The sequence below is a fragment of the Streptomyces sp. SID12501 genome (assembly GCF_010550245.1).
Taxonomy (GTDB): Bacteria; Actinomycetota; Actinomycetes; order Streptomycetales; family Streptomycetaceae; genus Streptomyces.
The window spans coordinates 121,260-143,996 of sequence record NZ_JAAGLU010000029.1; the positions used below are offsets into that span (position 1 = coordinate 121,260).

Below are 22,737 nucleotides of genomic sequence, written 5' to 3' on the forward strand. Positions count from 1 at the left end.
GGTACGTGGTGTGTGTGCGACCGTCGCTGAGGGGCACCCGTGCCGCCGTGTTCGGAAAGCGGGGTCGGCCATGGGCACGAAGGTGAGGTGGTGGCGGTGGCGGCGCAGTCCGCTCAGGCGCCGCTCGGATGCCGTCGAGGCATGGGTGGTCCTGGTGACGTCCGTGGTGATGGCGGTGGGAATGCCACTGGCCGGAGCCTTGTGCTCGGTGCGGGTCGGCAGCGTGCTGTTCCAGCAGCGCCAGGAGTGGCACCGTACCTCCGCCGTGCTGACCGAGGACGCGGGTGATCCGGGGCCCGGCACGTATGCCCGTACCTGGGCGGTTGTGCGGTGGACGGCGTCCGACGGCTCGGTCCGTACGGCGGGGGTACGGGTCGGGGCGGGCAGCGGGGCGGGCACCAGGACCGTGATCTGGACGGACGGGCGGGGCCGACTGGTCAGCGCGCCGCTCACTCCGGGGCAGGCCGTCGCACTGTCCGCGTTCGCCGGGATGCTGTCGGCGAGCGGTGTCGCCCTGTTGCTGCTGGCCGGCCGTCAGGCCGTACGGATGGGGCTGGACCGGCACCGTGCGGGGCGGTGGGAGCGGGAGTGGGCCCTCACCGGTCCCCGGTGGAGCGGAAGCAGGCCTGACAAGGCACCGGGCTCCGGGCAGGAGGGCCCGACGGTTCCGCCGCCGTGACGGCGGCGGACAGCAGTGGTGATCGCGTGCCGGGACCGGCACGCACCCCGCGAATGCCGGGTGCACGCCCCCGAGACCGCGCACTACCGGCGGCACCGTATCGAACCCGGAGAGAACCCATGACAGCTCAGTCGGCGCCTGCCCCCGGCCTCGCGCCCCCGGCGGGTCTCACCGACGACCAGGCCGCCGGGCGGCTGGCGGAATGCGGGCCCAACGAGCTGGGCGCGCAGCGCCGGATAGCGCTGCGGTCGCGGATCGGCGCGCAACTGCGCGATCCGATGATCCTGATCCTGCTCGCGGCCGTGGTGCTCACCCTGGCTACCAGGGACTACGCGGACGCGGTGGTCATCGCCCTGGTGATCGTGGCGAACACCGCCGTGGGGGTGGCCCAGGAGGTACGCGCGGACAACGCTGTCGCGGCGCTGTCCGCCATGACCGCCCCGACAGCCCGCGTGCTGCGAGGCGGCACCGAGCGCGAGGTGGCCTCCGCCGTCGTCGTACCGGGCGACGCGCTGCTGCTCGGCGAGGGTGACATCGTCGCCGCCGACGCGGCGCTGGCCGAGTCGTCGGCGCTGCTGGTCGACGAGTCGGCGCTGACCGGGGAGTCGGTGCCGGTGGACAAGGACGTGCGGGCCGACGACCCGGACGCCGCACGGCTCCGGGCGGGCACCGTCGTGGTGCGGGGCCGGGCCGTCGCCACCGTCACCGCGACCGGGCCGCACAGCGCTCTCGGCCGTATCGCCGCCCTGCTGCACCCCCACCTCGAACCCACCCCGCTGCAACGCCGACTGGCCGGTCTCGGCCGGGTGCTGGCCCTGGTGGCGGTGGGTCTGTGCCTGGTCGTCTTCGTTCTCGGCCTGGTCCGCGGCCAGTCGCCGCAGGCCATGGCGGTCGTCGCGATCAGCCTCGCCGTGGCCGCCGTACCGGAGTCGCTGCCCGCTGTGGTCACCCTCGGACTGGCGCTCGGTGCCCGGCGGATGGCCGCCCGCCACGCGCTGGTACGGCGGCTGGCCGCGGTGGAGACCCTCGGCTCGGTCACCATGCTGGCCACCGACAAGACCGGCACCCTCACCGAGGGCCGCATGGTCGTGGAACGGGTCTGGACCACCCGGGGCACGGCCGCGCTCACCGGTTCCGGCTACGGGCCCGCCGGTGAGGTCCTGGTCGCCGGCGGGCCCCCAGACCCCGCCGCGCTGCGTGCCGTACAGGACCTGCTCACGGCGGCGGCACTGTGCAACGACGCCTCGCTGCGGCCACCCGGGAACGGCAGTACGAAGGGCGCGGACGGGGCTGAGGGCACCGACAGCTGGACCGCTCTCGGGGATCCCACCGAGGCCGCGCTGCTGGCCGCCGCGGTCAAGGCGGGCCGCGACCGCGACGAACTGCTGCCCGCGCGCCCGCGTATCGGCGAGGTGCCGTTCGACAGTCTCCGCAAGCGCATGACCACCCTGCACCGCGCCCCCTCCGGCCAGGTGGAGGTCTGTCTCAAGGGCGCGCCGGAGGCAGTGCTCGACGGCGTGACCCTGGACGAGAGCCCCGACCTGCTGGAACGCGCACGCAAGGAGGCCGCCGCGCTCGCTGCCGAGGGCTTCCGCGTCCTGGCCGTGGCAACGGCCCTGCGCGCGGACCTCCCGGCCCGGTACGAGGACGCCGAGACCGGGCTGCGGCTGCTGGGCCTGGTGGCCATCAGCGACCCGCCCAAGGAGGCGGCCGAGGCGACCGTCACGGCCTGCCGACTGGCCGGCATCACCCCGGTACTGATCACCGGCGATCATCCGGCCACCGCCCGCGCCATCGCGACCAGGGTCGGCATCCTCGGCCCCGGCAACGGGGTTTCTGGCGACACCGCCTCCGACGAGGTGGTCACCGGCCGGCAGCTGGCCGCCGGTGAGGTCCTGGACCTCACCCGGGTCCGGGTGTTCGCCCGCACCACTCCTCAGCAGAAGCTGGACATCGTCCAGGCATGGCGCGTCGGCGGTGCCGTCACCGCCATGACCGGCGACGGCGTCAACGACGGCCCGGCGTTGCGGCAGGCCGACATCGGTGTGGCCATGGGCCGCCGGGGAACCGAAGTCGCCCGGCAGGCCGCCGACCTGGTGCTCGCCGACGACGAACTGTCCACCGTGGTCACGGCGGTGGAGGAGGGCCGCAGGGTCTACGACAACATCCGCCGCTTCCTGCTCTACGCCCTGGCCGGCGGCGTCGCGGAGATCCTCGTCATGCTGCTCGGCCCGCTGTTCGGCCTCGCCCTGCCCCTGCGGGCCGGCCAGATCCTGTGGATCAACCTCCTCACCCACGGTCTGACGGGCGTCGCCATGGGCGCCGAGCCGGTCTCCCGGCACGCCATGCGCCGCCCGCCGCGCCCGCCCGGGCAGCATGTGCTCGGCGGCGGGCTGTGGCAGCGGATACTGCGCCTCGGCACGGTGGCCACCTGCACGAGCCTCGCCGCGGGACTGTGGGTCCGGCACACCGGGCAGCCCTGGCAGACCACGCTGTTCCTCGCGTTGCTGGCCGCCCAGCTCGGCGTTGTACTGGGGCTGCGGGAGCGGTTGTTCACCCGTGAGAACCCCTTCCTGCCCTGGGCGGTGCTGGCCGCGGTGGGGCTGGCGGTCGCCGCGCTGTACGTGCCGTTCCTGCGGGCCGTTCTGGAGACCTCGCCGCCGTCCTGGCCCGGTCTGGCAGCGGCTCTCGCCGCGGGTCTGGCCGGATTCGGCACCGCCCGCGCGGAGAGCCGGTCCACCCGGACCGTCGGGAGCCCGGACGGTTCCCACCCCGTGACCGGTGCCCGTCCCATGACCGGCGAGTGACCGGCGAGTGACAAGGTGAAGGGAAGTGATCGGCCGTGTCGGAACCGATGAGGAACCCCGGAGACATCGGGCGGCGGGTGGTGGCGCGGCGTGAGGAGCTGGGGCTCACCAGGGAGCAGGTGGCGGCGCGGGCGGGTACGGCTGCGGACTACCTGCGGTACGTGGAGGAGCGGCCGACCGCGTCGCCGGGCACGGGTTTCCTGATTCGGCTGGCCGCAGCGCTGGAGACCACCGTGGCCCAACTGCGCGGCAGCGACGCGGACTTGCCTCCCGGTATCGGGCGGGCGGCCTACCACCCCGAGCTGACGGAGCTGGACCCCGGGGAGTGCTGGGCCCGGCTGTCCACCCACGGCGTGGGACGCGTCTCGGTGTCCACGCCCGACGGCCCGGCCATCGTCCCGGTCAACTACACGGTCGTGGACGGCGCGGTCGCCTTCAGCACCGCGCGCGGCACCACGCCCGCTCTGGCCGCCGGAGCCGAGGCCGCCTTCGAGGTGGACCACATCGACGAGGCGCTGAGCGAGGGCTGGAGCGTCCTGGTCGTCGGCCGTGCCGAATGGGTCACCGACCCCGCCGCCACCGGGCGCCTCGTCGGCGCGGCCCACTCGGCTCCGTGGGCGGGCGGCGACCGCGAACTGTGGGTACGCATCACCCCGGACCGGGTCACCGGACACCGGATCACCGCCCGCTGACCCGTTGCGGAGTGGGCGCACGGGCCCCGGGTCGCCCGGATCGGCCGCAGCCGCGAGGTCAGCGGCCGGGGAGGTCAGCGGCCCGGGAGGTCGAGCCTGCGGGTCGCGCCGGGTGGGACCGTGATGTCGCTGCCGTCGACGGAGACGTGGACGGGCGTCCGGTCGGAGGCCGGGACGCTGATGCGCAGGTGTCCGGCGCGCATGCTCAGGCCGATGCCCCGGTGGCCCCGGTAGCGGACGGAGAAGCCGTACTCGGCCAGTTCCGGGAGGGGCGCCGGATCGAACCACAGGGCGTCGTCGCGGGTCTCCAGGCCGGTGAGGCCGCGTTGGACGAGGTCGAGGGTGCCGGCCATCGCGCCGAGGTGGATGCCTTCGGCGGTGGTGCCGCCCTGGAGGTCGGCGATGTCGCCGGTGAGGGCTTCCTGGACGTACTTCCAGGCCCCGGCGGGCCGGGTGCGGGCCAGTACCCAGCCGTGGACCAGGCCGCTGAGGGTGGAGCCGTGGCTGGTGCGGGCCAGGTAGTGGTCCACCGTCGTGCGCCAGGTGTCGTCGTCGAGGGTGTGGCCGAGTCGGGCGAGGAGCCCGGAGAGCTCGGCGGGTGAGAAGAGGTAGCCGAGCATCAGTACGTCGGCCTGTTTGGACGCCTGGTAGCGGTTGACGGTGTCGCCCTCGGCCTCCAGGATCCGGTCGAGGCGGCGGATGTCGCCGTAGCGCTCGCGGTAGCCGTCCCAGTCCAGTTCGGCGAGGTCGCCGTAGCCCTCGAACTGGCTGATGACGCCCCGGTGGAAGGGCACCCGCAGCCGGCGCGAGACGTCCTCCCAGAGTTCGAGTTCCGCCGGGTCGAGCCCGATGCGCCCGAACAGTTCGTGGCGGCGCGGGGCGGGCAGCGCGGCGGCGAGGTCCAGGGCGCGGCACAGCACCCAGGCGGCGGTGACGTTGGTGTACGCGTTGTCGTCGAGGCCCGGCACGGCGGCGCCCGGGTACGCGTCGTGGTACTCGTCGGGGCCGACCACGCCCCGGATCCGGTAGCGGTCGTGGGCCGGGTCCCAGACGGCGCTGCCGGCCCAGAAGCGGGCGATCTGGAGCAGCATCTCCGCGCCGGGACCGTGCAGGAAATCGGTGTCTCCGGCGGCCTGGGAGTACTGCCAGATGTTGTAGGCGACAGCGGAGCCCACGTGGTGCTGGAGCCGGGAGTGGTCGGGCAGCCAGCGGCCCGAGCGGGGGTTGAGGTGCAGGGTCTGGGTCTCCTCACGGCCGTCGCTGCCGCTCTGCCAGGGATACATGGCGCCGGTACGGCCGGCCTCGGCCGCCGCGCCGACCGCCCGGCCCAGCCGGCGGTGGCGGTACATCAGCAGTGCCCGGGAGACCTCCGGGAGGTGCAGGTTCAGAAAGGGCAGGACGAAGAGTTCGTCCCAGAAGACATGTCCCCGGTACGCCTCGCCGTGCAGCCCGCGTGCCGGTACGCCCGCGTCGAGCCGGGCGGTGTGCGGCGACAGGGTCTGCAGCACATGGAAGAGGTGCAGCCGCAGGATCCTGCCGGCCTCGCCGGGGACGTCCAACTCCGTTCGCTGCCACAGGTGTTCCCACGCGGCGCTGTGGGAGGCCAGCAGCCCGGCGAAGTCGGCGGCTCCCCGCACCCGGCCGATCGCGGCGTGCAGCGGATCGCCGGACGCCGGGTCGCGCGAGGTGTGCAGGGCCACCGTCTTCTCCACGGCGACGGGCCGGCCGGGCCCGATCGGCAGTGTCAGCAGGTGTGCGACGCCGCGCTCCGCCGGGAGGAGCCGCACCGCCGCCGGGGTGTCGGACACGGTCCGGCTGCGGGCGGCCATCGCGACACGGATGCCGGATTCGGAGGTGCGGCAGTCCAGCCATATGGTGTCGGGCTCTGCGGGCCCGGTGCGCCACTCGGTGAGGTGACGGCCGTCCAGGTCGCGGTAGCGGTCCACGCCCGCGTTGGTGATGTCGCCGTCGAGCGCGGACTCCACCTCCAGCTCACCCGTCCAGCCCTCGGCGGTGAACTCCGTGCGCAGCGCCGCCAGATGGGGATCGCCCATGTGCACCAGACGGACCTGGTCGACCGTCAGCAGGCGGCCTCGGGTGTCCCGCAGCCGCATCCGCCGGGTGAGGGTGCCGCGACGCAGGTCCAGCGTCTGCCGGTACTCGATCAGCGAGCCGTCGTCCGGCGAGAACCAGGGTCCTGGCCGGTCGCCGCCGGTGCCCAGGGTGCGGAAGCGCAGCGGCAGCCAGTTCGGGAGGTTGACGATGTCCTCGTTGTCGACCTGCCGTCCGGCGACGGTCGAGGTCAGCCGGTTGTAGACGCCTGCGACGTAGGTGCCGGGGTAGTGGGACGGGCCTGCCGCCGTCTCCGGGGCGGCGCCCCGGGTGGCGAAGTAGCCGTTGCCCAGCGTGCACAGCGCCTCGCGCAGCCGCTCGTCCGCCGGGTCGTAGCCCTCGTAGCCCAAGGTCCGGTCGTCCGGCATCGTCACGCCTCCGTGGTGGTCAGCAACTCGGCGAGGTCCGCGACCACCAGGTCGGCCCCGTGCTCGCTCAGATCGTCGGCGCTGGTCGGCCCCGCGGTCCGGTCCACGCCGACCACCAGGCCGAAGCCGCCGCGCCGGCCGGCCTCGACACCGGCCAGCGCGTCCTCGACGACGGCCGCATCCCCGGCCGGTACGCCCAGTCGCCGGGCCGCCTCCAGGAAGATCGCCGGGTCGGGCTTGCCGGGCAGCGCGAGGCGGGCCGCCTCGTTGCCGTCCACCACGGCCTCGAACAGGTCTCGTACTCCCGCGCCCGTCAGCAGTTCCGGCGCGTGCCGGGAAGCCGAGATCGCGGCGCACGGCACGCCCTCGGCACGCAGCGCGTGCAACAGGCGTACGGTGCCGGGCCAGGCGGCGATCGAACCCGCCGCCAGCCGTCGTGCGAACAGCTGCTCCTTGCGGGCGGCGACGGCCCGCACAGTGCCGGTGCCGGGCGGGTCGTCGGGGGTGCCGGGCGGCAGCCGCAGGCCGCGCGCGGTGAGGAAGGCGGCGGCGCCGTCCAGCCGGGCCCTGCCGTCGACGTAGCGCCGGTAGTCCTCCACCGGGTCGAACGGGCGCTGCTCACCCGCCGCCTCCAGGCAGGCGTCGAAAGCCTCCTGCCATGCGGCGGCGTGCAGCCGGGCCGAGTCGGTGATCACCCCGTCGGTGTCGAACACCACGGCCCGGACCGCCCGCAGGCGCGGTACCAGCGTCTGTCCGGCGGTGGCGGTCACCGGCGGGTGGCGGCGTGTTCGGTGATGGAGAGGAGGTCGGTGAGGATGAGGAGGTCGAGGAGGCGGTTGTCGCGGCCCGTGCGGCCGAAGTCGTCGATGCCTGCGTATACGGTCATGGCGGTGCCTCTGCTTGCCGTCGAGGGCGGGGTCCCGGGTGTGCGGGCGGTGTGTCAGCGGAGCCAGGTGTGGTCGCGGACGACGGGGAGGCGGGCCCAGGTCCTGCCGAGTCCCCAGGTGGTGCCGGCGGAGGCGACGGCGAGGGCGATCAGGACGGCGGCGTACAGGACGTGGTAGTCGACGATCGGGTTGGTGGACATGCTCGGGGTGCCGTCGGACAGCGCCTTGGCGGGCGGCCATTCGGCGATCCACATGAACGCCATCAGGGCGGTCCCGGCGACCGCGGCGAGCCGCAGCGCGATGCCGCTGACCAGGGCGAGGCCGACGCCGAGCAGGCCGAGCATGAACAGCCAGTTCGCCCAGCCGGCCCCGGCCCAGGAGTGGAAGGTGGACTCCATGGGCCCGGCGGCGACGCCGCTGAGGAAGCCCTTGGTGGGCGAGCCACCGTCGATCCAGCCCTTGCCGGACGCGGTGGCGTAGCCCCAGCCGAAGGCCTTGTCGAGGAACGCCCACAGGAAGACGAACCCGGTGACGATCCGCAGCCCCGCGAAGACCCGGGCGCGGGTCGCCGCGGCGGTCGTGGTCGTCGTGTCGGTCGTGTCCGCCGTGGTGTCGTCGGCCTTTCGGGCCGTCCCGGCCCGGTGTCGCGACGGGAGGGGGAAACCCGTGTGCGGGCCGGGAGTTTCGTGTACCGCCATGATGCTCATCCCTGTCCGGGGCTCTGGTAGGCGTGGCGCGGTATCTGTCCGCGTGCCGTCGTCGTCCTGAGTTCAATGTCCCGTCCGGAACCGTCGGACCATCAGGGGCCGACAGGTACCGTCACGGGGCCGAACGTCCCTGTTCGGAAACGGACCGGCAAGAGCTCGTGACCGAGCACGTCCGCCATGTCACGGCCGCCCTCGGCGACGACCGCCCGCCTGATGCGCTCCCTGCGGGCGGACCCCACCGAGGTACCGGCACCCGCACCCGAGCTCGCCGGCCTGTCACCCCGCGAGCGGGACATCCTCGCGCTGTTCGGGGACGGGCTCACCAACCGTGAGATCGGCAAGAAGCTCTGCCTGTCCGAGAAGACGGTGAAGAACCACATCTCCCGGCTGCCGGCCAAGCTCGGTGTCCAGCGCCGCGTCCAGGCGGCGGTCCTGGCCGGCCATCTCGAACAGCCCGCCTCACCCGACCGCCCGGCGCGATGAGTCCGCGCTGTCCTGTCCTGTCCTGGCCTGCCCTGACTCGCACCGCCTCGTCGTCCGGACCGGCGGGGCCGCGGACTTCCGCGGTCAGGCTCGTTCGCGGTCAGCCCCTGCCCGTGACACCGTCCGCACTCACGGGAACCCGCCACACCAGCCGGGTGCCGCCGCCCTCCGGCCGTTCGCCGAGTGTCAGGGTTCCGCCGAGGGCGGCGGCCCGCTCCTTGATGTTCTTCAGCCCGCTGTGTCCGGCGTCCCCCGGCACCCCGCAGCCGTCGTCCGTCACCGTGAGCGTCAACTCGCCCCTGGTGCACTGAAGCCGGACGTCCACCGCCTGTGCTCCGGAGTGCCGGGCGGCGTTGCTGAGGGCCTCGCCGAGCACGGCGACCGCGTGGTCGGCGATGTCGCCGGGGACATCGGTCTCGACGAGCCCCTCGATGCGCAGTGCGGGCGGGAAACCGAGTGACGTGGCCGAGGCACTCACCACCTCGGCCACCCGGCCGCGCAGGCCGTCGCTCTCGCGCCCGACCCCGCTGTGGGTGCGCAGTCCGAAGATCGTGGACCGAATGATCTTGATGGTGTCGTCGAGGTCGTCGACGGTCCGCGTCAGCCGCTCCATGCCCTCGGGGTGCTCCATGAAGCGCTGGGTGCTCTGCAGGGTCATGCCGGCTGCGAAGAGCCGCTGGATGGCGAGGTCGTGGAGGTCGCGGGCGATGCGGTCGCGGTCCTGGAGCAGCGTGAGCTGCTCCGCGTCCCGCCGTCGTTCGGCCAGCTCCAGGGCGAGTGCCGCCTGGTCGGCGAACCCGAGCAGCGGCCCGGTGTCCACGTCGCCGAACGGCGTGCCGGTCGGCACGCGACCGAGCAACAGCACGCCCCGCGCCTTGCCGCCGGCGCCGAGCGGCACCGCGACCACGGGTCCGAGCCCGGCCCACTGGGCTTCGTCCTCGCCCGTGCGCGCGTCGTGCTCGATGTCGGTGCTGACCACCGGCGCCGCCGCGCCGAGTGCCGCTCCGACGAAACCGTCCCGCGCGGACAGCACCAGAGCGCTGCGCTCCTCTCGGCCCAGGCCGACAGCCAGGGCCGGCCGCAGTGTCTCCTCGCCCGGTACGTGCTCCGCGATCAGTCCCATGTCGGCGGATACGATCTTCCGGGCCTCGTCGACGATCAGTTCCAGCACGTCCACGCTCGGCGCGCCGGTCAGGAGCATGCTGGTGACCTTGCCGCTGGCCCGCTGCCAGCGTTCGCGCAGCATGGTCTCCTCGTACAGCCGCGCGTTCTCGATGGCCACTCCGGCGGCCACCGCCAGCGTCGACAGTACGGACTCGTCCTCCACGTCGAATTCCCGGGCGCTGCGCTTCTCGGTGAGGTAGAGGTTCCCGAAGACCTCGTCGCGCACCCGGATCGGTACGCCGAGGAAGGAGTGCATCGGCGGGTGGTGTGCCGGGAAGCCGTACGACGCCGGATGCTCCGACAGCTCCGGCAGCCGCAGTGGCGACGGGTGCCGGATCAGCTCTCCGAGGAGCCCGTGCCCGCTGGGCAGCGCCCCGATCTCCGAGCGACCCTCCTCGCCGATGCCCACGGTCAGGAACTCGGACAGCTTCTGGTCACCGCCGATCACGCCCAGCGCCCCGTACTCGGCGTCCACCAGCACCACCGCGGCCTCGACGATACTGCGCAGCACCTGTGGCAGGTCGAGCTCCCGCCCGACCGAGAGGACGGCCTCCAGCAGGCTGTGCAGGCGGTCCCGGGTCCCGCGTACCGCGTCGATGCGCACCTGCAGCTCGCCCAGCAGCTCATCGAGCCGCAACTTGGGCACATGCTCCTCGGTACCGCCGCGTCGATCCTCGCTCATGACTTCCTCCGACCGACACAGCAGACAGGGCGGATCGAACCGGTTGCCCTGTCTTCACCGTACTGTCCGGGGGGCCTCCACATGGCCGCCGGACGGGCCGAGGTCAGGTTGGCATCTCGGTGGCGCGGACCGTTCCTTCAAGCACGACGCCCGTTCCAGCACGCCGTCTCGCCGTCTCGCCGTGCTTCACGGGTGACGCACCGACGTGCCCGTGAGCGTCGAGGCCGTGGACGTCGAGGCCGAGTGGGACGACCGCAGCTCCTCGGCGAAGCGGCTGCGGTCGTGTCCTCCGGCGCGGCGCACGGGGACGGGGGAGGCCTGCCTGGTTCAGATCCTCTGCGACTCGGCCGTGAACCCGGCGCCGATCCGTGTGGCCCACGCCTCGACCTGGTCGAAGTCGCGGAAGTCTCCGCCCTTCCCGGAGGAGACGATCTTCCGCGCGACGAATCCCTTCGCTCCCTCTTCGAGGCAGCCCCCGAAGGTGACGTGTTCCCTGGCGTCGAGCCGGACCATGGCCCGCTTCACTCCGGGTACGGGCGGGATGTTCCGCTCCGAGGCCGAGGCGTCGAGCGGGCCGCTGCTGAAGAACCACAGCGGGCGCCCGGCCAGCGTTCGGCCGTGCCGGCGGACGAAGCGGCGGGCGTCCTTGTGCCAGCGCCCCGCGTACAGCCCGCCGCCGACCACCACCGCGTCGTACGACTCCACGTTCGTCACGGACCGGGCCGGAACGGCCTCGGCCGACACTCCCTCCTTGCGCAGGACTTCTGCGATGGTCTCGGCGATCCGCGCGGTCGAACCGTTCGTCGTTCCGTAGGCAACCAGCACTTTGTTCGGCATGACGGTGCGCCTTCCTCTCATGGCCTTGTCGTGCCTCATGTCTGCCCTCCTCTGCTGCTCCTTCTCTGCTCCCCTCCTCCTCAGCGCAGTCGGCGCAGATAGGGGTCCTGAACCGTGCGTGGCAGCAGGCGGACTCGTGCGTCGAGCACCGTGACCGCTTCAGGCGTCGTGAGTACGGGGTCGAAGTCGGCCTCGGCGAGTTGCGGAAGGTCGACCGCGAGGCGGGACAGGCGCAGCAGCAGCTGTTCCAGACCCTGGAGGTCGACGGGTCCGCTGCCGTGCGCGCCGAACAGGAGCGGTGCGCACCGTGGCGCGGTGATCAGGTCATGGACGTCGTGGTCGGTGAGCGGGGCGAGGCGGGCGGCCTGGTCGGCCAGGACCTCGGTCGCGGTGCCGCCGAGCCCGAACAGTACGAGCGGGCCGAAGACCTCGTCCTGGACGACTCCCGCGAACACTTCGGTGCCGCGTGCGGCCAGCGGCTGGACGACCACCCCGGTCATCAGGCCGGCGAACCGTGTCTCGAAGTCCCTGAAAGCAGAGCGCACTTGGGCGTCACCTTCGAGATCGAGGTGCACGGCATGCTGTTCGCTCTTGTGCAGTTGGCCGGGCCAGTGGGCCTTCATGACCACCCGCCCGTCGGGGCCCCGCAGCCGTTCGGCCGCGATGACGGCGTCGTCCTCGGTCTCCGCCCAGGACCACGGGAGTTGGGGAATGCCGTAGCAGCTGAGGAGTTCGGCGCAGGTGCGCGGATCGAGCCAGCCGCCGTCCGGGTGGGCCGCGAGATAGGTCTCGGCGACCGTGCGGGCCCGGGCCGTGTCGACCTCCGCGACCTCAGGGAGTTCCGGCACGGTGCCCGCGGGCCGGCTCAGCCAGGCCGCACGGCGGGAGGCGTGCGCCAACGCCCGCGCCGCCGAGCCCGGTTCGGCGTACGACGGGATGGCGCCGCCGTCCCGCGTCGGCAGGAGCCTGACCGGCAGGTCCTGCTCCAGGCGTACGACGGCGACCGGAAGGGCGCGGTGTGCGGGGCCGTTGGTGAGGGCCCGCACCAGGTCGTCGCCGGTCGCGGCGGCGACAGCCGTGGGGACGAGGGCCACGAGGACGGCGTCGATACCCGGGTACCGCATGATCAGGTCCACGCAGTCTCCGAGCTGCTCCTCCGTGACGGCCGCGCCGGCGTCGACGAGGTTGCCGACGGTGGAACCGTCGGGCAGTACGGCATACAGGCTTTCGACCACCGAGGGCGTGAGCGCCGGAAGCGACAACCCCGCTTCCACGCAGGCGTCCGCGGCCAGGACACCCGCGCCGCCCGCGTTGGTGACGATGGCCACGCGGCTGCCCTTCGGGAGCGGCTGGGAGTGCAACAGGGCTGCGGTTTCGAGGAGTTCGCCCACCGAGCGGGTCGCGGTGATCCCCGCCTGGGTGAACAGGGCCTGCCGGGTCATCGTCGGGGTGGCGGCGGCAGCGGTGTGCGAGGCGGCGGCGCGGCGGCCGGCGTCGGTACGGCCGGCGTCGACCGTCAGCACGGGCATACGACGGGTCACACGCCGTGCGGTACGGGAGAACGCGCGCGGGTTGCCGAAGGACTCCAGGTGCAGCAGGGCGAGGTCGGTGCGGCCGTCGCTCTCCCACCACTGGAGCATGTCGTTGCCGCTGACGTCGTACTTGTCGCCGAGTGAGGCGAAGGACGACACGCCGATACCCAGGCGGGACAGTCCGTCGAGCAGGGCGATCCCGACGCCGCCGGACTGCACGGCGACGCCTGCCGTGCCGCGGCGCGGATGATCCGCCGCGAAGGTGGCGTCGAGGGAGAGCGCCGGGTCGGTGTTGGTGATGCCGAGGGAGTTGGGGCCGACGAGCCGCATGCCGTACGTACGGCACGTGGCCATGAGGGCTTCCGCCTGCCGGCTGTCGAGGCCCGCCGAGACGACCAGCAGCGCCCGTACTCCGGCCTTGCCGCACTCCTCCGCGGTGTCGGGGAGGGCCGCTGCGGGCACCGCGAGGACCGCGAGATCCGGGACCTTGGGCAGCGCGCTGACCGAGGGGTGGGACGGCACGCCGAGGATCGACGTGGCACAGGGGTTCACGGCGAAGAGCCGCCGGGTGAAGCCGCCCTCGTGCAGATGGTGGAGGAGAGCCCGTCCCACCGATCCGGGCCTGCGCCCGGCGCCCACAACGGCGACCGCTTTCGGCCGCAGCAGCGGCTCCAGACTGGCCACGTCGGCGGCCCGGCCACGGGCCTCGACGGCGGAGAGATAGCCGTCGTCCTCGTTCAGTTCGATGACGCAGCGCACCTCCGGACCATCGAAACGGCGTGTGGTGCGCAGGCCCAGGTCGGCGAAGAGCCGAAGCACCTCGTGGTTCTCCGCGAGCGCGTCCGCCGTGAACGTGGTGATGCCGTCAGCGCGTGCGGCGGACACCAGGTGCTCGACGAGGAGCGTGCCGACGCCGTGGTGGTGCAGGGTGTCGGCCACGGCGATGGACATCTCGGCCGAGGCCGCGTCCTCAAGGACCTCGTACTCGGCCAGCCCGATCACCTGCCCCCGCGACTCCGCCAGCAGCGCCCGGTAGCCGGATCCGGGGCGCGGTGGCGCGCAGGCCCGGTCGGCGGCCATCGCGGCGGAACGCCGGCTCGCCGCGAAGAACCGCAGCCGCAGATTCTCCGCGGACATGTCCTCGTAGAGCCCCTGCAATTGCTTGTGATCGCCTGGCAGCACAGGACGTACGCACACCGTGGTGCCGTCCGGGAGCAGGGCATGGACCGTGGGTCGGCTGAGCGTGTCATCCGTCATCGTGGGTCTCCTCCAGGCATTTCACCACTTCGAGCATCCAGCGGATCGGGCAGAGATCCCATGGGCTGTCCGGGGGTGCGTGGGGGGCCGGTCGGCCCTAAAACCTGGGCCGGGGCGGGGGCACGCCGGCCTGGGGTTCGGTGTCCTCAGCGGTCGGCAACCAGTGCCGTGGCGTCGAGGAGCCAGTTGGCGCGGTCCCACTCGTTGTCGTACCGGCCGAAGACCTTGACCAGGGTTCCGGTCACCTGGGTCGGTGCGGCCCGAAGACGCAGGACGAGGGGTCGCCATGACGTCGCGGGCGACGACGGGCGCCGTCGACATGTGGAGGATGCCGTGCGTGCGACAGGGCTGTTCAGGTGCTGCCCGTCCCGGGTGCCGTGGGGGCATCGGCGGGGCCGAGCCATTCGCAGATCAGGATGGTGGCATCGTCCTGGAGTTGGCCGTCGTGGTAGTCGCGGAGTGCGTGGATGAGACGGCGCAGCGTTTCGGGGACGGGCAGTCCGTCGGCGTGGTGGCGGATCAGGAAGTCGGTGAAGCGTTCCACACCGAGTTCGATGTCGCCGCTGCCGCGGGCTTCGGTGATGCCGTCGGTGTAGAACACGATGCGGTCACCGGGTTCCAGCTGTTCACGGCACATCGTGGCTTCCAGCCCCAGGTCGGTGCCCATCGGGTGGGCGGGTTTGCAGCTCAACTCGCTGCTCGAACGGCCCGCTCGAATGAGAACCGGCGGCATGTGGCCCCGGTTGACCCAGGTCAGGACGCCGGTGTCCGTGTCGAGATCGGCCAGGATTCCGGTGACGTATCGCGTCTGGTGGTACTGCTTGATCAGTGCGTCCTCGATCGCTTCGCCGATGTCCAGCAGGCTCCCGCCCTGGCGGCGGGTGTTGCGGCAGGTACCCATGGCCAGGGCCGCGGTCAGGCCGGCGGCGGTGTCGTGGCCCATCGCGTCGAAGATCGATACGTGCACCACCGAGCCGGCGGTGGCGTAGTCATAGGCGTCGCCACTGATGTGGTGCGCCGGCTCCATCGCGGCGGAGATCGCCACGCGGCTGTCGGAGTAGGTGGGAGGCGGCATCAGATGCCACTGCATCTCGGCGGCGATGTTCAGCGGTCCCGTGCGCATCAGCCGGGCATAGGAGTCACTGCTCTGCCGTTTGCTGACGATGATCAGTGCGATCAGGGAGGCGAGCAGTTCCATGTTCTCCCGCGTGCGCGCGTCATCGGCTCGCGTGGTGAGGCGCAGTACGCCCAGGCGCTCGGTGCCGTTGAGCAACGGCACCCACCACAGCTGTTCCTCGGAATCCGAGCGGCCACCGCGCAGTATCTGCCCGTACTGGTATGCCCGGCCCGGCAGCGTGCCCTCGATCCTGATCCCCGGCTCCTCGGCGCCGGCTTCACCCGCGGCGTCCAGTCCGTGGCCGGTCAGCAGTTGCAGCACCTCGCGCTGCAGGTCCGCCAGATAGATCAGTGCCTGGGTGAAACCCGCGGACGCCGCATGCTCGGCCGTCTTCGCCGACAACCACTCAAGGGGTATCAGCTGGCTCGACGCCAGCAGACCGGCCAGCATCTTCCAGCTACCCCGGTGCTGATCATTCACAGGAGCTTCTCCCACCCCGCAGCCCCAACCGAACCCCGGCACACCGCTGGGTAAGGGACAGGCATGCTGACTGTAGTCGTCCTTGTGACCGTGCCGCGCTGTGGCGGGGAGAGCTCGGGGTTAATCGCCCCGTCAACCCCCAGCATGCTCGCCCGTACGACCAGGGGCATTGTCGTTGAATCCGAAATGATTGGGTTCGACGTCGAACGACTCGATTCACTCGGTCGCAGGTGGGCGGGTGCCCACGGTTCACCATCGATCGTGGCGGTACGGGCCTCAGGGGCGGGGCGCCGGCCGACCGGCGGAGCGGGGCGCGCCGGTGGCCGCTCTCGCGTCTGTGGGATGTCGTCGGCACAGCCGCACTCAGGCCGCGCAAGGCCGGCCGATGAGGCGTGACAACGCATTGGCCTGTATCAAGCTGTCCAGTTCCACCGGGGGAACTTCACCCGGTGGGGACGACGACCACGGGACAGTGCGAGTGGTGCAGGAGGGCGTGTGCGACCGGCCCCAGGTGTCCGCCGTGCCGGCTGCCCGGCCGGTGCGATCCGATGACCACGACGACGGCATCCCGGGTGGCCTCCACCAGGTCCTGCGCGGGGGCGGTGCGGACCGTCCGACGCTCGACCTCCGTTCTGGGGTGGCGCTCGTGTCCCGGGCTCGTCGCCGGTGTCAGCGAGGACAGTTCGGGGCTCGGGTGCCGGTGCGTCCAGGAGTGCAGGACACGCAGGTGTGCGCCGCGCCGCTCCGCCTCCTTGATGGCGTAGAGGGCCGCGTCCGCGCTGATGTCGCGCTCCAGACCGAGCAGCACCTCGCGGGGGTCGTCGTGCGGACGTTCCCCGCGTACGACCAGCAGCGGACCGTGCGCCTGCGCGGCGAGCCGTGAACTCACCGCTCCGCACGCCCAACCGGCCAGTCCACCGAGTCCCCGCGAGCCCACGACCGTGAGAACCGCGTCCGTGCTCTCGCGGGCCAGCGCCCGCACGACGCCGCCCTCCTCGGCCCTGGTCTCCACGGGCACGGAGGGGTGGCGTGCGCGTACGCGCGAGGCGGCGGACGCGAGAACCGGGCCGGCCTCGTCGCGGTCGGGCACGGCGTACACCACGCGCAGCGCGATGCCGCGCCGTGCCGCTTCCTCCGCGGCCTGGTCCAACGCCCGTACGGAGACCAGTGAGCCGTCCACTCCGACGACCACGTGTTGGAGAGTCATGGGCCTGCTTCCCTTCCGCTCTGATCGCTCCGGATACAGGGGCGCCGCCGCCCGACGATCCGGGCCGGAGTGCCTCCACCGACGATGCTCGTCGTCCGCCGGCCCGCGGGGCAGGAGCCATCAGTACCCGTCAGAACGCCGAACGGCCCCTTGGGACAGGGCCGTTCGGCTTGCGAGGCGGGGCGGAGGGTTCCTCGGCCCCGCTGACGGCCGGGGGCGCGACCAGCCGCCGCGCCCCCGGCGCTCACTCCCGCTCGGGCACGATGACGACCGGGCAGGCGGAGCGGTGCAGCACTCCGTGGGTCACCCGGCCCAGCTGGAGCCCGTGGTGCCCGGGGCGGCGCCTGGCTCCGATGATCAGGAGGTCGGCGTCCCGTGAGGCGTCCACGAGCACGGTCCGGGTGTGGCCTTCGACCGCGCGGCGGTGTGACTCGACGTCGGCGGGGGCGTCCTGGAGCGCCGTTTCCAGGGTCTCCACCGCCTGCTGCTCGTGCAGCCGGGCGGGTTCTCCGGTGAGGAGAGGATGGTCGGTGCTCTCGTGCGCCGGCCACCGCCAGGCCCGTACGGCGTCCAGCGGCACCCCGCGTCGCCGCGCCTCCTCGAAGGCGAAGCGCACGGCCGCCGAGCCCGCCGGTTTCTCTCCGACGCCCACGACGACGCGGCCGTGCGTCGCGGTCCGGGCCTGGTTGTCGTGGTTGCCGCGTATCACGATCATCGGGCACTGCGCGTGCCCGGCCACGGTGAGGCTCACGGAGCCCAGCAGCGCCTCGGCGAGGCCGCTGCGGCCACGGCTGCCCGTCACCAGCAGTGTGGCGCTGCGGCTCTCCCGCACCAGTGCGTACTCGGGTTCCTCGGGCAGCACGTCGGTGGAGACCTTCAGGTCGGGCCGGCGCCGGAGGGCGCGCCGGGCGGCGGTCTCCACGATGTCCTCGGCCAGCACCTGCTCGGACGGCTTGCCGACGTCCTGGGCGAGCGAGGTGCCCTCGTACCGCTCCCACAGCGACGCGTACACCACCCGCAGCGGCAGCCCGTGCAGTACGGCCTCGTCGGCCGCCCAGTCGACGGCCCGCAGGCTGGGCTCGGAGCCGTCGACTCCGACGACGATCGGGAGGTCCATCGTCGTCACCGTCCCGTACCGAGGTCGAAGACGATCCGTGCCTTGATCTCGCCGCGCAGCAACTCGTCGATGGACTCGTTGACGGCGGCCAGCGGACGGGTCTCGCAGATGACCTTGGTCTGTCCGGCCGCGTGCAGCTGCAGGACCTCGGCGAGATCCTGCCGGGTGCCGACGATCGAGCCGATCACCGAGGTGCCGTTCAGTACGGTGTCGAAGATCGGGACCTGGATCGTGCCGTGCGCGGGCAGCGCCACCATGACGAGCTTCCCGCCGCGCCGCAGGCCCGAGTTGACGGCCCCGAACGCGGCCTCGTTCACGGCCAGCGCGATAGCGGCATGCGCTCCGCCGTGCTGTTTGAGAACCTGGCCGACATCGTCCTTGCGGGCGTCGATGACGAGGTCCGCGCCGAGTTCGGCGGCCAGTTCGAGTTTCTCGTCGGTGACGTCGATCGCGGCGACGGTCGCCCCGGCGATCTTCGCGTACTGCACCGCCAGGTGGCCGAGCCCGCCGATCCCGGAGATCGCGACGAGCTGCGCGGGCCGCACACCGGCGACCTTGAGCGCCTTGTACGTGGTCACCCCGGCGCAGGCCAGCGGGGCGGCGTCCACGGCGTTCACACCATCGGGCACCGGCTGGGCGAAGTCCGCCCAGGCCAGCATCTTCTCGGCGTGCCCGCCGTCGCAGCCGTAGCCGGTGTTGATCTGCTGCTCGCACAGCGTCTCCCAGCCGGTCAGGCAGTGCTCGCACCGGCCGCAGGCCCAGCCGAGCCACGGCACGGCCACCCGCTGCCCGACGGACAGGTGGGTGACGCCGTCGCCGAGCTTCTCGACGAGTCCGACGCCCTCGTGGCCGGGGACGAAGGGCGGGGTCGGCTTGAGCGGCCAGTCGCCGTGGGCGGCGTGGATGTCGGTGTGGCACAGCCCGGACGCCTCGACGCGCACACGCACCTGGCCGGGGCCGGGCTCGGGGTCGGGGCGGTCCTCGATGACCAGGGGTTCGCCGAAGGCTCGGACAACCGCTGCCTTCATGATTGCTGCTCCTTGGGATGGGTGATGGGTGATGGCTGATGGGTCAGCCGTGGGAGACGACGGCGACGGGGGCGGTGGAGTGGTGCAGGACGGCGTGGGTGACGGAGCCGATGCGGGCGCCGAGCGGGCCGCGGCGGCCACGACGGCCGACGACGACCAGGGAAGCCTTGTGGGAGGCGTCGACGAGATGGTTGCCGGGGCTGCCGTAGTGGCACTCCTCGGTGACCTCGGTCTCCGGGAACTTCTCGGTCCACGGGCGCAGTACCTCGGTGAGGGCGGTGGATTCGCGCACCGCCAGGGCGCCGTGCAGTTCGAGATCGATGGACAGGCCGTGGGAGTAGTAGGCGGGCGGATTCCAGCCGTGCACGACGCGCAGGGAGGTGCCGCGGCGGGCGGCGGCGGCGAACGCGAAGCCGATCAGTCCGTCGTCGGGGCGCTCGATGTCGAGGCCGAGGACGACGGGCCGGAACGGAGTCGCCGCGGACGGAGTGTCGACCGGGTCCGTCTCGTGTTCGTCGGCTGCCTGTTCCCCGGCGCGGACGAACACGACCGGCCGGTCGGCATGCGCCACGACGGACAGCCCGACCGAGCCGACCAGGAACCCGCCGATCCCGCCCAGCGCGCGGGAGCCGAGAACGAGCAGCTCCGCGTCCTTCATGGCGCCCACCAGTACATCGGAGGGCCGGCCGGACAACTGTTCGCTGGTCACGTCGAGACCGGGATGGCGCAGCCGGATCCCTTCGCTCGTCTCGCGGGGAATCCTCTCGGTCCAGTACCGCTGCCTCTCGGCGCTGAGCAACGGTGCCTGCGCCATGGGCGGCGGCACCGGCTCCCAGACCTGGACCAGCTTCAATGGCAGGCCGAGCAGTTGCGCCTCGTGGGCGGCCCACTCGGCCGCCGCGCGGCTCTCGGCTGAACCGTCGAGGCCGACGGTGACGGTGCGGGGCATGATGCCCACCTCTCGGATCGGGGTCCTGGGCGAGAGCCTCGTCCTCGTACTAGTCGCCCGGCAGGGGCCGCAGGTCCCTGCCGGGGACCGAACGGCCCTGGCACGTGTCCGGCGCGGCGGGCCAACCGACGAGCCCGCAGCCCCTCCCGCGATCACCGCGGCCGGCGGCTGCGGCGGCCCCTGCTGTACCTGGCGTCGCGCTCAGTAGGCCGGCAGGCCATGCGCCCGGAACTGTTCACAGACACGTTCGACCAGTTCGGAGGTGGGGCGGGAGTGTCGCGCAGCGAGAACGGAACGCCGAGGGCCTCGTACTTGGCGGCGCCCAGCTTGTGGAACGGCAGGACGTCCACGCGGTCGACCGAGCCGAGACCCGCCACGAAGTCGGCCAGACCCGCCACGGACTCCGCATCGTCCGTCCAGCCCGGTCCCAGGACGTATCTGATCCACATCCGGACGCCGAGCCGGTCGAGACGCGTGGCGAAGTTCAGGATGGGCGCGAGTCCGCCGCCCGTCCGCCGGCGGTAGGTCGTGATGTCGAAGGACTTGATGTCCAGGAGCACCAGGTCGCGCAGCGGACACCCGGAGACGAAGAGGACGAACCGGGTCCCGGGGCCGTCCACGCCGGTGGACAGGTCCCAGGAGTGGATCCGGCCGGCCGTCACAGCCCGGACGGTGCTCACAGCGATCCGTGGACCGGGCCGTCCGGCCCCCTCCTGCCGGGGCCGGACGGCCCTCCGGCCGGCGACCGTCACACGACGGGCGGGTCCGGGCGGACGAGCGTGCCCGACCTGCCGTGGACGATCTCGTACGCCGCGTCCAGGGCACCGATCGCGGCCAGTGACCCGGTCCGTTCGACGAACCGGGCGGCGGCCTCGGCCTTGGGACCCATCGAGTCCTCGGGGAAGTCGCCCCGGCGCAGTTCGGCGGGGGTGGCGCGGAGGACGGGCCGCTGGTCGGGGGTCCCGTAGCCGGTGTAGACGCAGGGCACGTCGGTGAGGATGAGCAGGAAGTCGGCCTTCAGGTCCTCGGCGAGCAGCGCCGCCGTGAGGTCCTTGTCGACGACGGCCTCCACCCCGGTGAGCGCGCCGGTGCCGGGGTCGGCGGTGACGGGGACACCTCCGCCGCCGGCGCAGATGACGAGCGTGCCGCCGCTGACCAGTTCGTGGACGGTCTCCGCCTCCAGGATCCGTTCGGGTGCCGGGGAGGGGACGACGCGACGCCGGCCGGTGGTGTCGGCGGCGATACGCCGGCCACGTTCGCGGGCGAGCGCGGACGCGATGTCGTGAGGATACGCCTGACCGACGAACTTCGTGGGGTGCCCGAAGGCCGGGTCGTCGGCCCGGACGAGGGTGTGGGTGACCAGCGCCGCGATCCGGCGTCCGGGCAGGGCGTCGTGCAGGGTGCGGACCAGCAGGGAGCCGATCATGCCCTGGGTCTGGGCGCCGAGCAGGTTCAGCGGGTAGGGGGCGCTCAGAGCGGGGTCGGCCGCGCTCTCCACGGCGAGCAGATCGATCTGGGGGCCGTTGCCGTGGGTGATGACGATCTCGTGATCGTGGGCGAGGGCGGCGATCGCGGTGGTCACCCGGTCGATGTTCGCCTCCTGGACAGCCGCGTCGGGGTGCTCGCCGCGGTGCAGCAGGGCGTTGCCGCCGAGAGCGATGACGATGCGCATGGCTCAGTCCTCCAGGGTGGCGACGAGTACGGCCTCGATGGTGTGCAGGCGGTTCTCCGCCCGGTCGAAGAGGGTCGGCCTCCCCACCGACCCGGTAAGGGACGAGCAGCCCGATCCGCCGACGACCTTCGGAGGTCGGGAGGGAGCGAGGCAGGTACCCACAGCTCGCCCCTCCACCGAGGGGGTCGTCTCACGTACTCATGGAACAGCCAAGGCGCCGACGCCGCAGCATGCCGGAAGTCCCCTGGTCGGAGCCGAGTGGCCCGGCCGATGGACCGGGTGGCCCATGGGCTGTCGCCGGGCGTCGGGTACACGCTGGTCATGACAGCCCACGTCCCGTCGGGAGGCACGCCATGATCACCGCCCCCACACCCAGCATGCCGCGCGCACTGCCTGCCGAGCACCGGCTGCGGCTCATGCGCTTCGCCCACGAGGTCTCCTTCCCGCGGGGGACGCGCCTGTTCGAGGAGGGCAGCCGGGCCGACCGGTTCTGGATCATCCGCACGGGCACGGTCCAGCTCGACATGCATGTGCCGGGCCGCCGCGCGGCCGTCATCGAGACCCTCCGGCACAACGAACTCGTCGGGGTGTCCTGGCTGTTCAGCCCGCACGCCTGGCACCTGGGCGCCGAAGCGACGACCCCGGTGCGGGCGTACGAGTTCGATGCCGCGGCCGTCCGCCTGATGTGCCAGGAAGACCCGGCCATCGGCAACACCATCGCCCAGTGGGTCGGTGACGTGCTCGCCCATCGTCTCCGCTCCGCCCGGACTCGGCTGCTGGATCTGTATGCCCCGTACGGTGCCGACGGACGGGTCTGAGCGTGCCGGGGTTCAGCCGTCTCAGGCCGCGGCCTTCGGGTTCGCTGACTCGACTGTGCTGGGGCGGTGTTCGGTGTTGATGCGTTGGGCTTCTTGGAGCTGGTCTTCGAGGATGATGATGCGGCAGGCGGCTTCGATGGGG

Annotated in this window: 17 protein-coding genes and 3 pseudogenes; 5 read left to right on the forward strand and 15 right to left on the reverse strand. The window is 72.5% G+C overall.

Features of this window, described 5'->3' with window-relative positions:
• The first annotated feature begins 70 nt into the window (after positions 1–70).
• The 3 genes from G3I71_RS31090 (at position 71) to G3I71_RS31100 (ending at position 4,178) form a co-directional block, all read left to right on the forward strand.
• Positions 71–679 (forward strand): hypothetical protein, encoded by a 609-nt coding sequence (locus G3I71_RS31090; protein ID WP_203731824.1) that lies wholly within the window; start codon positions 71–73, stop codon positions 677–679.
• A 119-nt stretch (positions 680–798) separates the two neighbouring features.
• On the forward strand, positions 799–3,486 hold the full coding sequence (locus tag G3I71_RS31095; protein WP_164319779.1) for a cation-translocating P-type ATPase: 2,688 nt from the start codon (positions 799–801) through the stop codon (positions 3,484–3,486).
• A gap of 35 nt (positions 3,487–3,521) precedes the next feature.
• Positions 3,522–4,178, forward strand: coding sequence for a pyridoxamine 5'-phosphate oxidase family protein (locus G3I71_RS31100; RefSeq protein ID WP_343243123.1), 657 nt, complete (start codon positions 3,522–3,524; stop codon positions 4,176–4,178).
• Between the two features lie 74 nt (positions 4,179–4,252).
• Here G3I71_RS31100 and G3I71_RS31105 read toward each other — a convergent pair whose 3' ends face one another.
• The 3 genes from G3I71_RS31105 to G3I71_RS31115 all read right to left on the reverse strand — a co-directional run bounded on the left by G3I71_RS31105 (position 4,253) and on the right by G3I71_RS31115 (position 8,243).
• Entirely contained in the window at positions 4,253–6,658 is a 2,406-nt protein-coding gene (locus G3I71_RS31105) for a glycoside hydrolase family 65 protein (RefSeq protein ID WP_164319781.1), read from the reverse strand.
• A 2-nt stretch (positions 6,659–6,660) separates the two neighbouring features.
• Positions 6,661–7,428: an HAD-IA family hydrolase gene (locus tag G3I71_RS31110; protein WP_343243124.1), complete on the reverse strand. Its 768-nt coding sequence runs from the start codon at positions 7,426–7,428 to the stop codon at positions 6,661–6,663.
• A gap of 170 nt (positions 7,429–7,598) precedes the next feature.
• Positions 7,599–8,243: a DoxX family membrane protein gene (locus G3I71_RS31115; RefSeq protein ID WP_164319783.1), complete on the reverse strand. Its 645-nt coding sequence runs from the start codon at positions 8,241–8,243 to the stop codon at positions 7,599–7,601.
• 204 nt (positions 8,244–8,447) lie between these two features.
• On the opposite strand from G3I71_RS31115, the pseudogene G3I71_RS31120 reads away from it, so the two are divergent.
• Positions 8,448–8,735: pseudogene (locus tag G3I71_RS31120) on the forward strand (helix-turn-helix transcriptional regulator); the annotation flags it as partial.
• 100 nt (positions 8,736–8,835) lie between these two features.
• Here G3I71_RS31120 and G3I71_RS31125 read toward each other — a convergent pair.
• The 11 genes and pseudogenes from G3I71_RS31125 to G3I71_RS31180 form a co-directional block, all read right to left on the reverse strand.
• Positions 8,836–10,581 (reverse strand): GAF domain-containing protein, encoded by a 1,746-nt coding sequence (locus tag G3I71_RS31125; protein WP_164319784.1) that lies wholly within the window; start codon positions 10,579–10,581, stop codon positions 8,836–8,838.
• Positions 10,582–10,908: 327 nt separating this feature from the next.
• Positions 10,909–11,418: a flavodoxin domain-containing protein gene (locus G3I71_RS31130; RefSeq protein WP_164319825.1), complete on the reverse strand. Its 510-nt coding sequence runs from the start codon at positions 11,416–11,418 to the stop codon at positions 10,909–10,911.
• An 80-nt stretch (positions 11,419–11,498) separates the two neighbouring features.
• Complete coding sequence (locus G3I71_RS31135) at positions 11,499–14,207, reverse strand: bifunctional GNAT family N-acetyltransferase/acetate--CoA ligase family protein (RefSeq protein WP_164319786.1); 2,709 nt, start codon at positions 14,205–14,207, stop codon at positions 11,499–11,501.
• A 352-nt stretch (positions 14,208–14,559) separates the two neighbouring features.
• Positions 14,560–15,774: a PP2C family protein-serine/threonine phosphatase gene (locus G3I71_RS31145; protein ID WP_164319827.1), complete on the reverse strand. Its 1,215-nt coding sequence runs from the start codon at positions 15,772–15,774 to the stop codon at positions 14,560–14,562.
• Positions 15,775–16,246: 472 nt separating this feature from the next.
• A complete protein-coding gene (locus tag G3I71_RS31150; RefSeq protein ID WP_203731826.1) occupies positions 16,247–17,011 on the reverse strand; it encodes a universal stress protein in 765 nt (254 codons plus the stop codon).
• A 244-nt stretch (positions 17,012–17,255) separates the two neighbouring features.
• On the reverse strand, positions 17,256–18,128 hold the full coding sequence (locus G3I71_RS31155; protein WP_164319787.1) for a universal stress protein: 873 nt from the start codon (positions 18,126–18,128) through the stop codon (positions 17,256–17,258).
• 5 nt (positions 18,129–18,133) lie between these two features.
• A complete protein-coding gene (locus G3I71_RS31160; protein WP_164319789.1) occupies positions 18,134–19,156 on the reverse strand; it encodes a zinc-dependent alcohol dehydrogenase in 1,023 nt (340 codons plus the stop codon).
• Between the two features lie 43 nt (positions 19,157–19,199).
• Positions 19,200–20,105 (reverse strand): universal stress protein, encoded by a 906-nt coding sequence (locus G3I71_RS31165; protein WP_164319791.1) that lies wholly within the window; start codon positions 20,103–20,105, stop codon positions 19,200–19,202.
• A gap of 201 nt (positions 20,106–20,306) precedes the next feature.
• Positions 20,307–20,785 (reverse strand): annotated as a pseudogene (locus tag G3I71_RS31170) (pyruvate-formate lyase activating enzyme).
• 68 nt (positions 20,786–20,853) lie between these two features.
• The gene (locus G3I71_RS31175) at positions 20,854–21,777 is read right to left on the reverse strand and encodes a carbamate kinase (RefSeq protein WP_164319793.1); all 924 of its coding nucleotides are present in this window, start codon (positions 21,775–21,777) and stop codon (positions 20,854–20,856) included.
• A gap of 3 nt (positions 21,778–21,780) precedes the next feature.
• Positions 21,781–21,939 (reverse strand): hypothetical protein, encoded by a 159-nt coding sequence (locus G3I71_RS31180; RefSeq protein ID WP_164319795.1) that lies wholly within the window; start codon positions 21,937–21,939, stop codon positions 21,781–21,783.
• 191 nt (positions 21,940–22,130) lie between these two features.
• Here G3I71_RS31180 and G3I71_RS31185 point away from each other — a divergent pair, with 191 nt between their 5' ends.
• Positions 22,131–22,595 (forward strand): Crp/Fnr family transcriptional regulator, encoded by a 465-nt coding sequence (locus G3I71_RS31185; RefSeq protein ID WP_164319796.1) that lies wholly within the window; start codon positions 22,131–22,133, stop codon positions 22,593–22,595.
• A gap of 21 nt (positions 22,596–22,616) precedes the next feature.
• Here G3I71_RS31185 and G3I71_RS51470 read toward each other — a convergent pair.
• A pseudogene (locus G3I71_RS51470) lies at positions 22,617–22,737 on the reverse strand (MerR family transcriptional regulator); the annotation flags it as partial.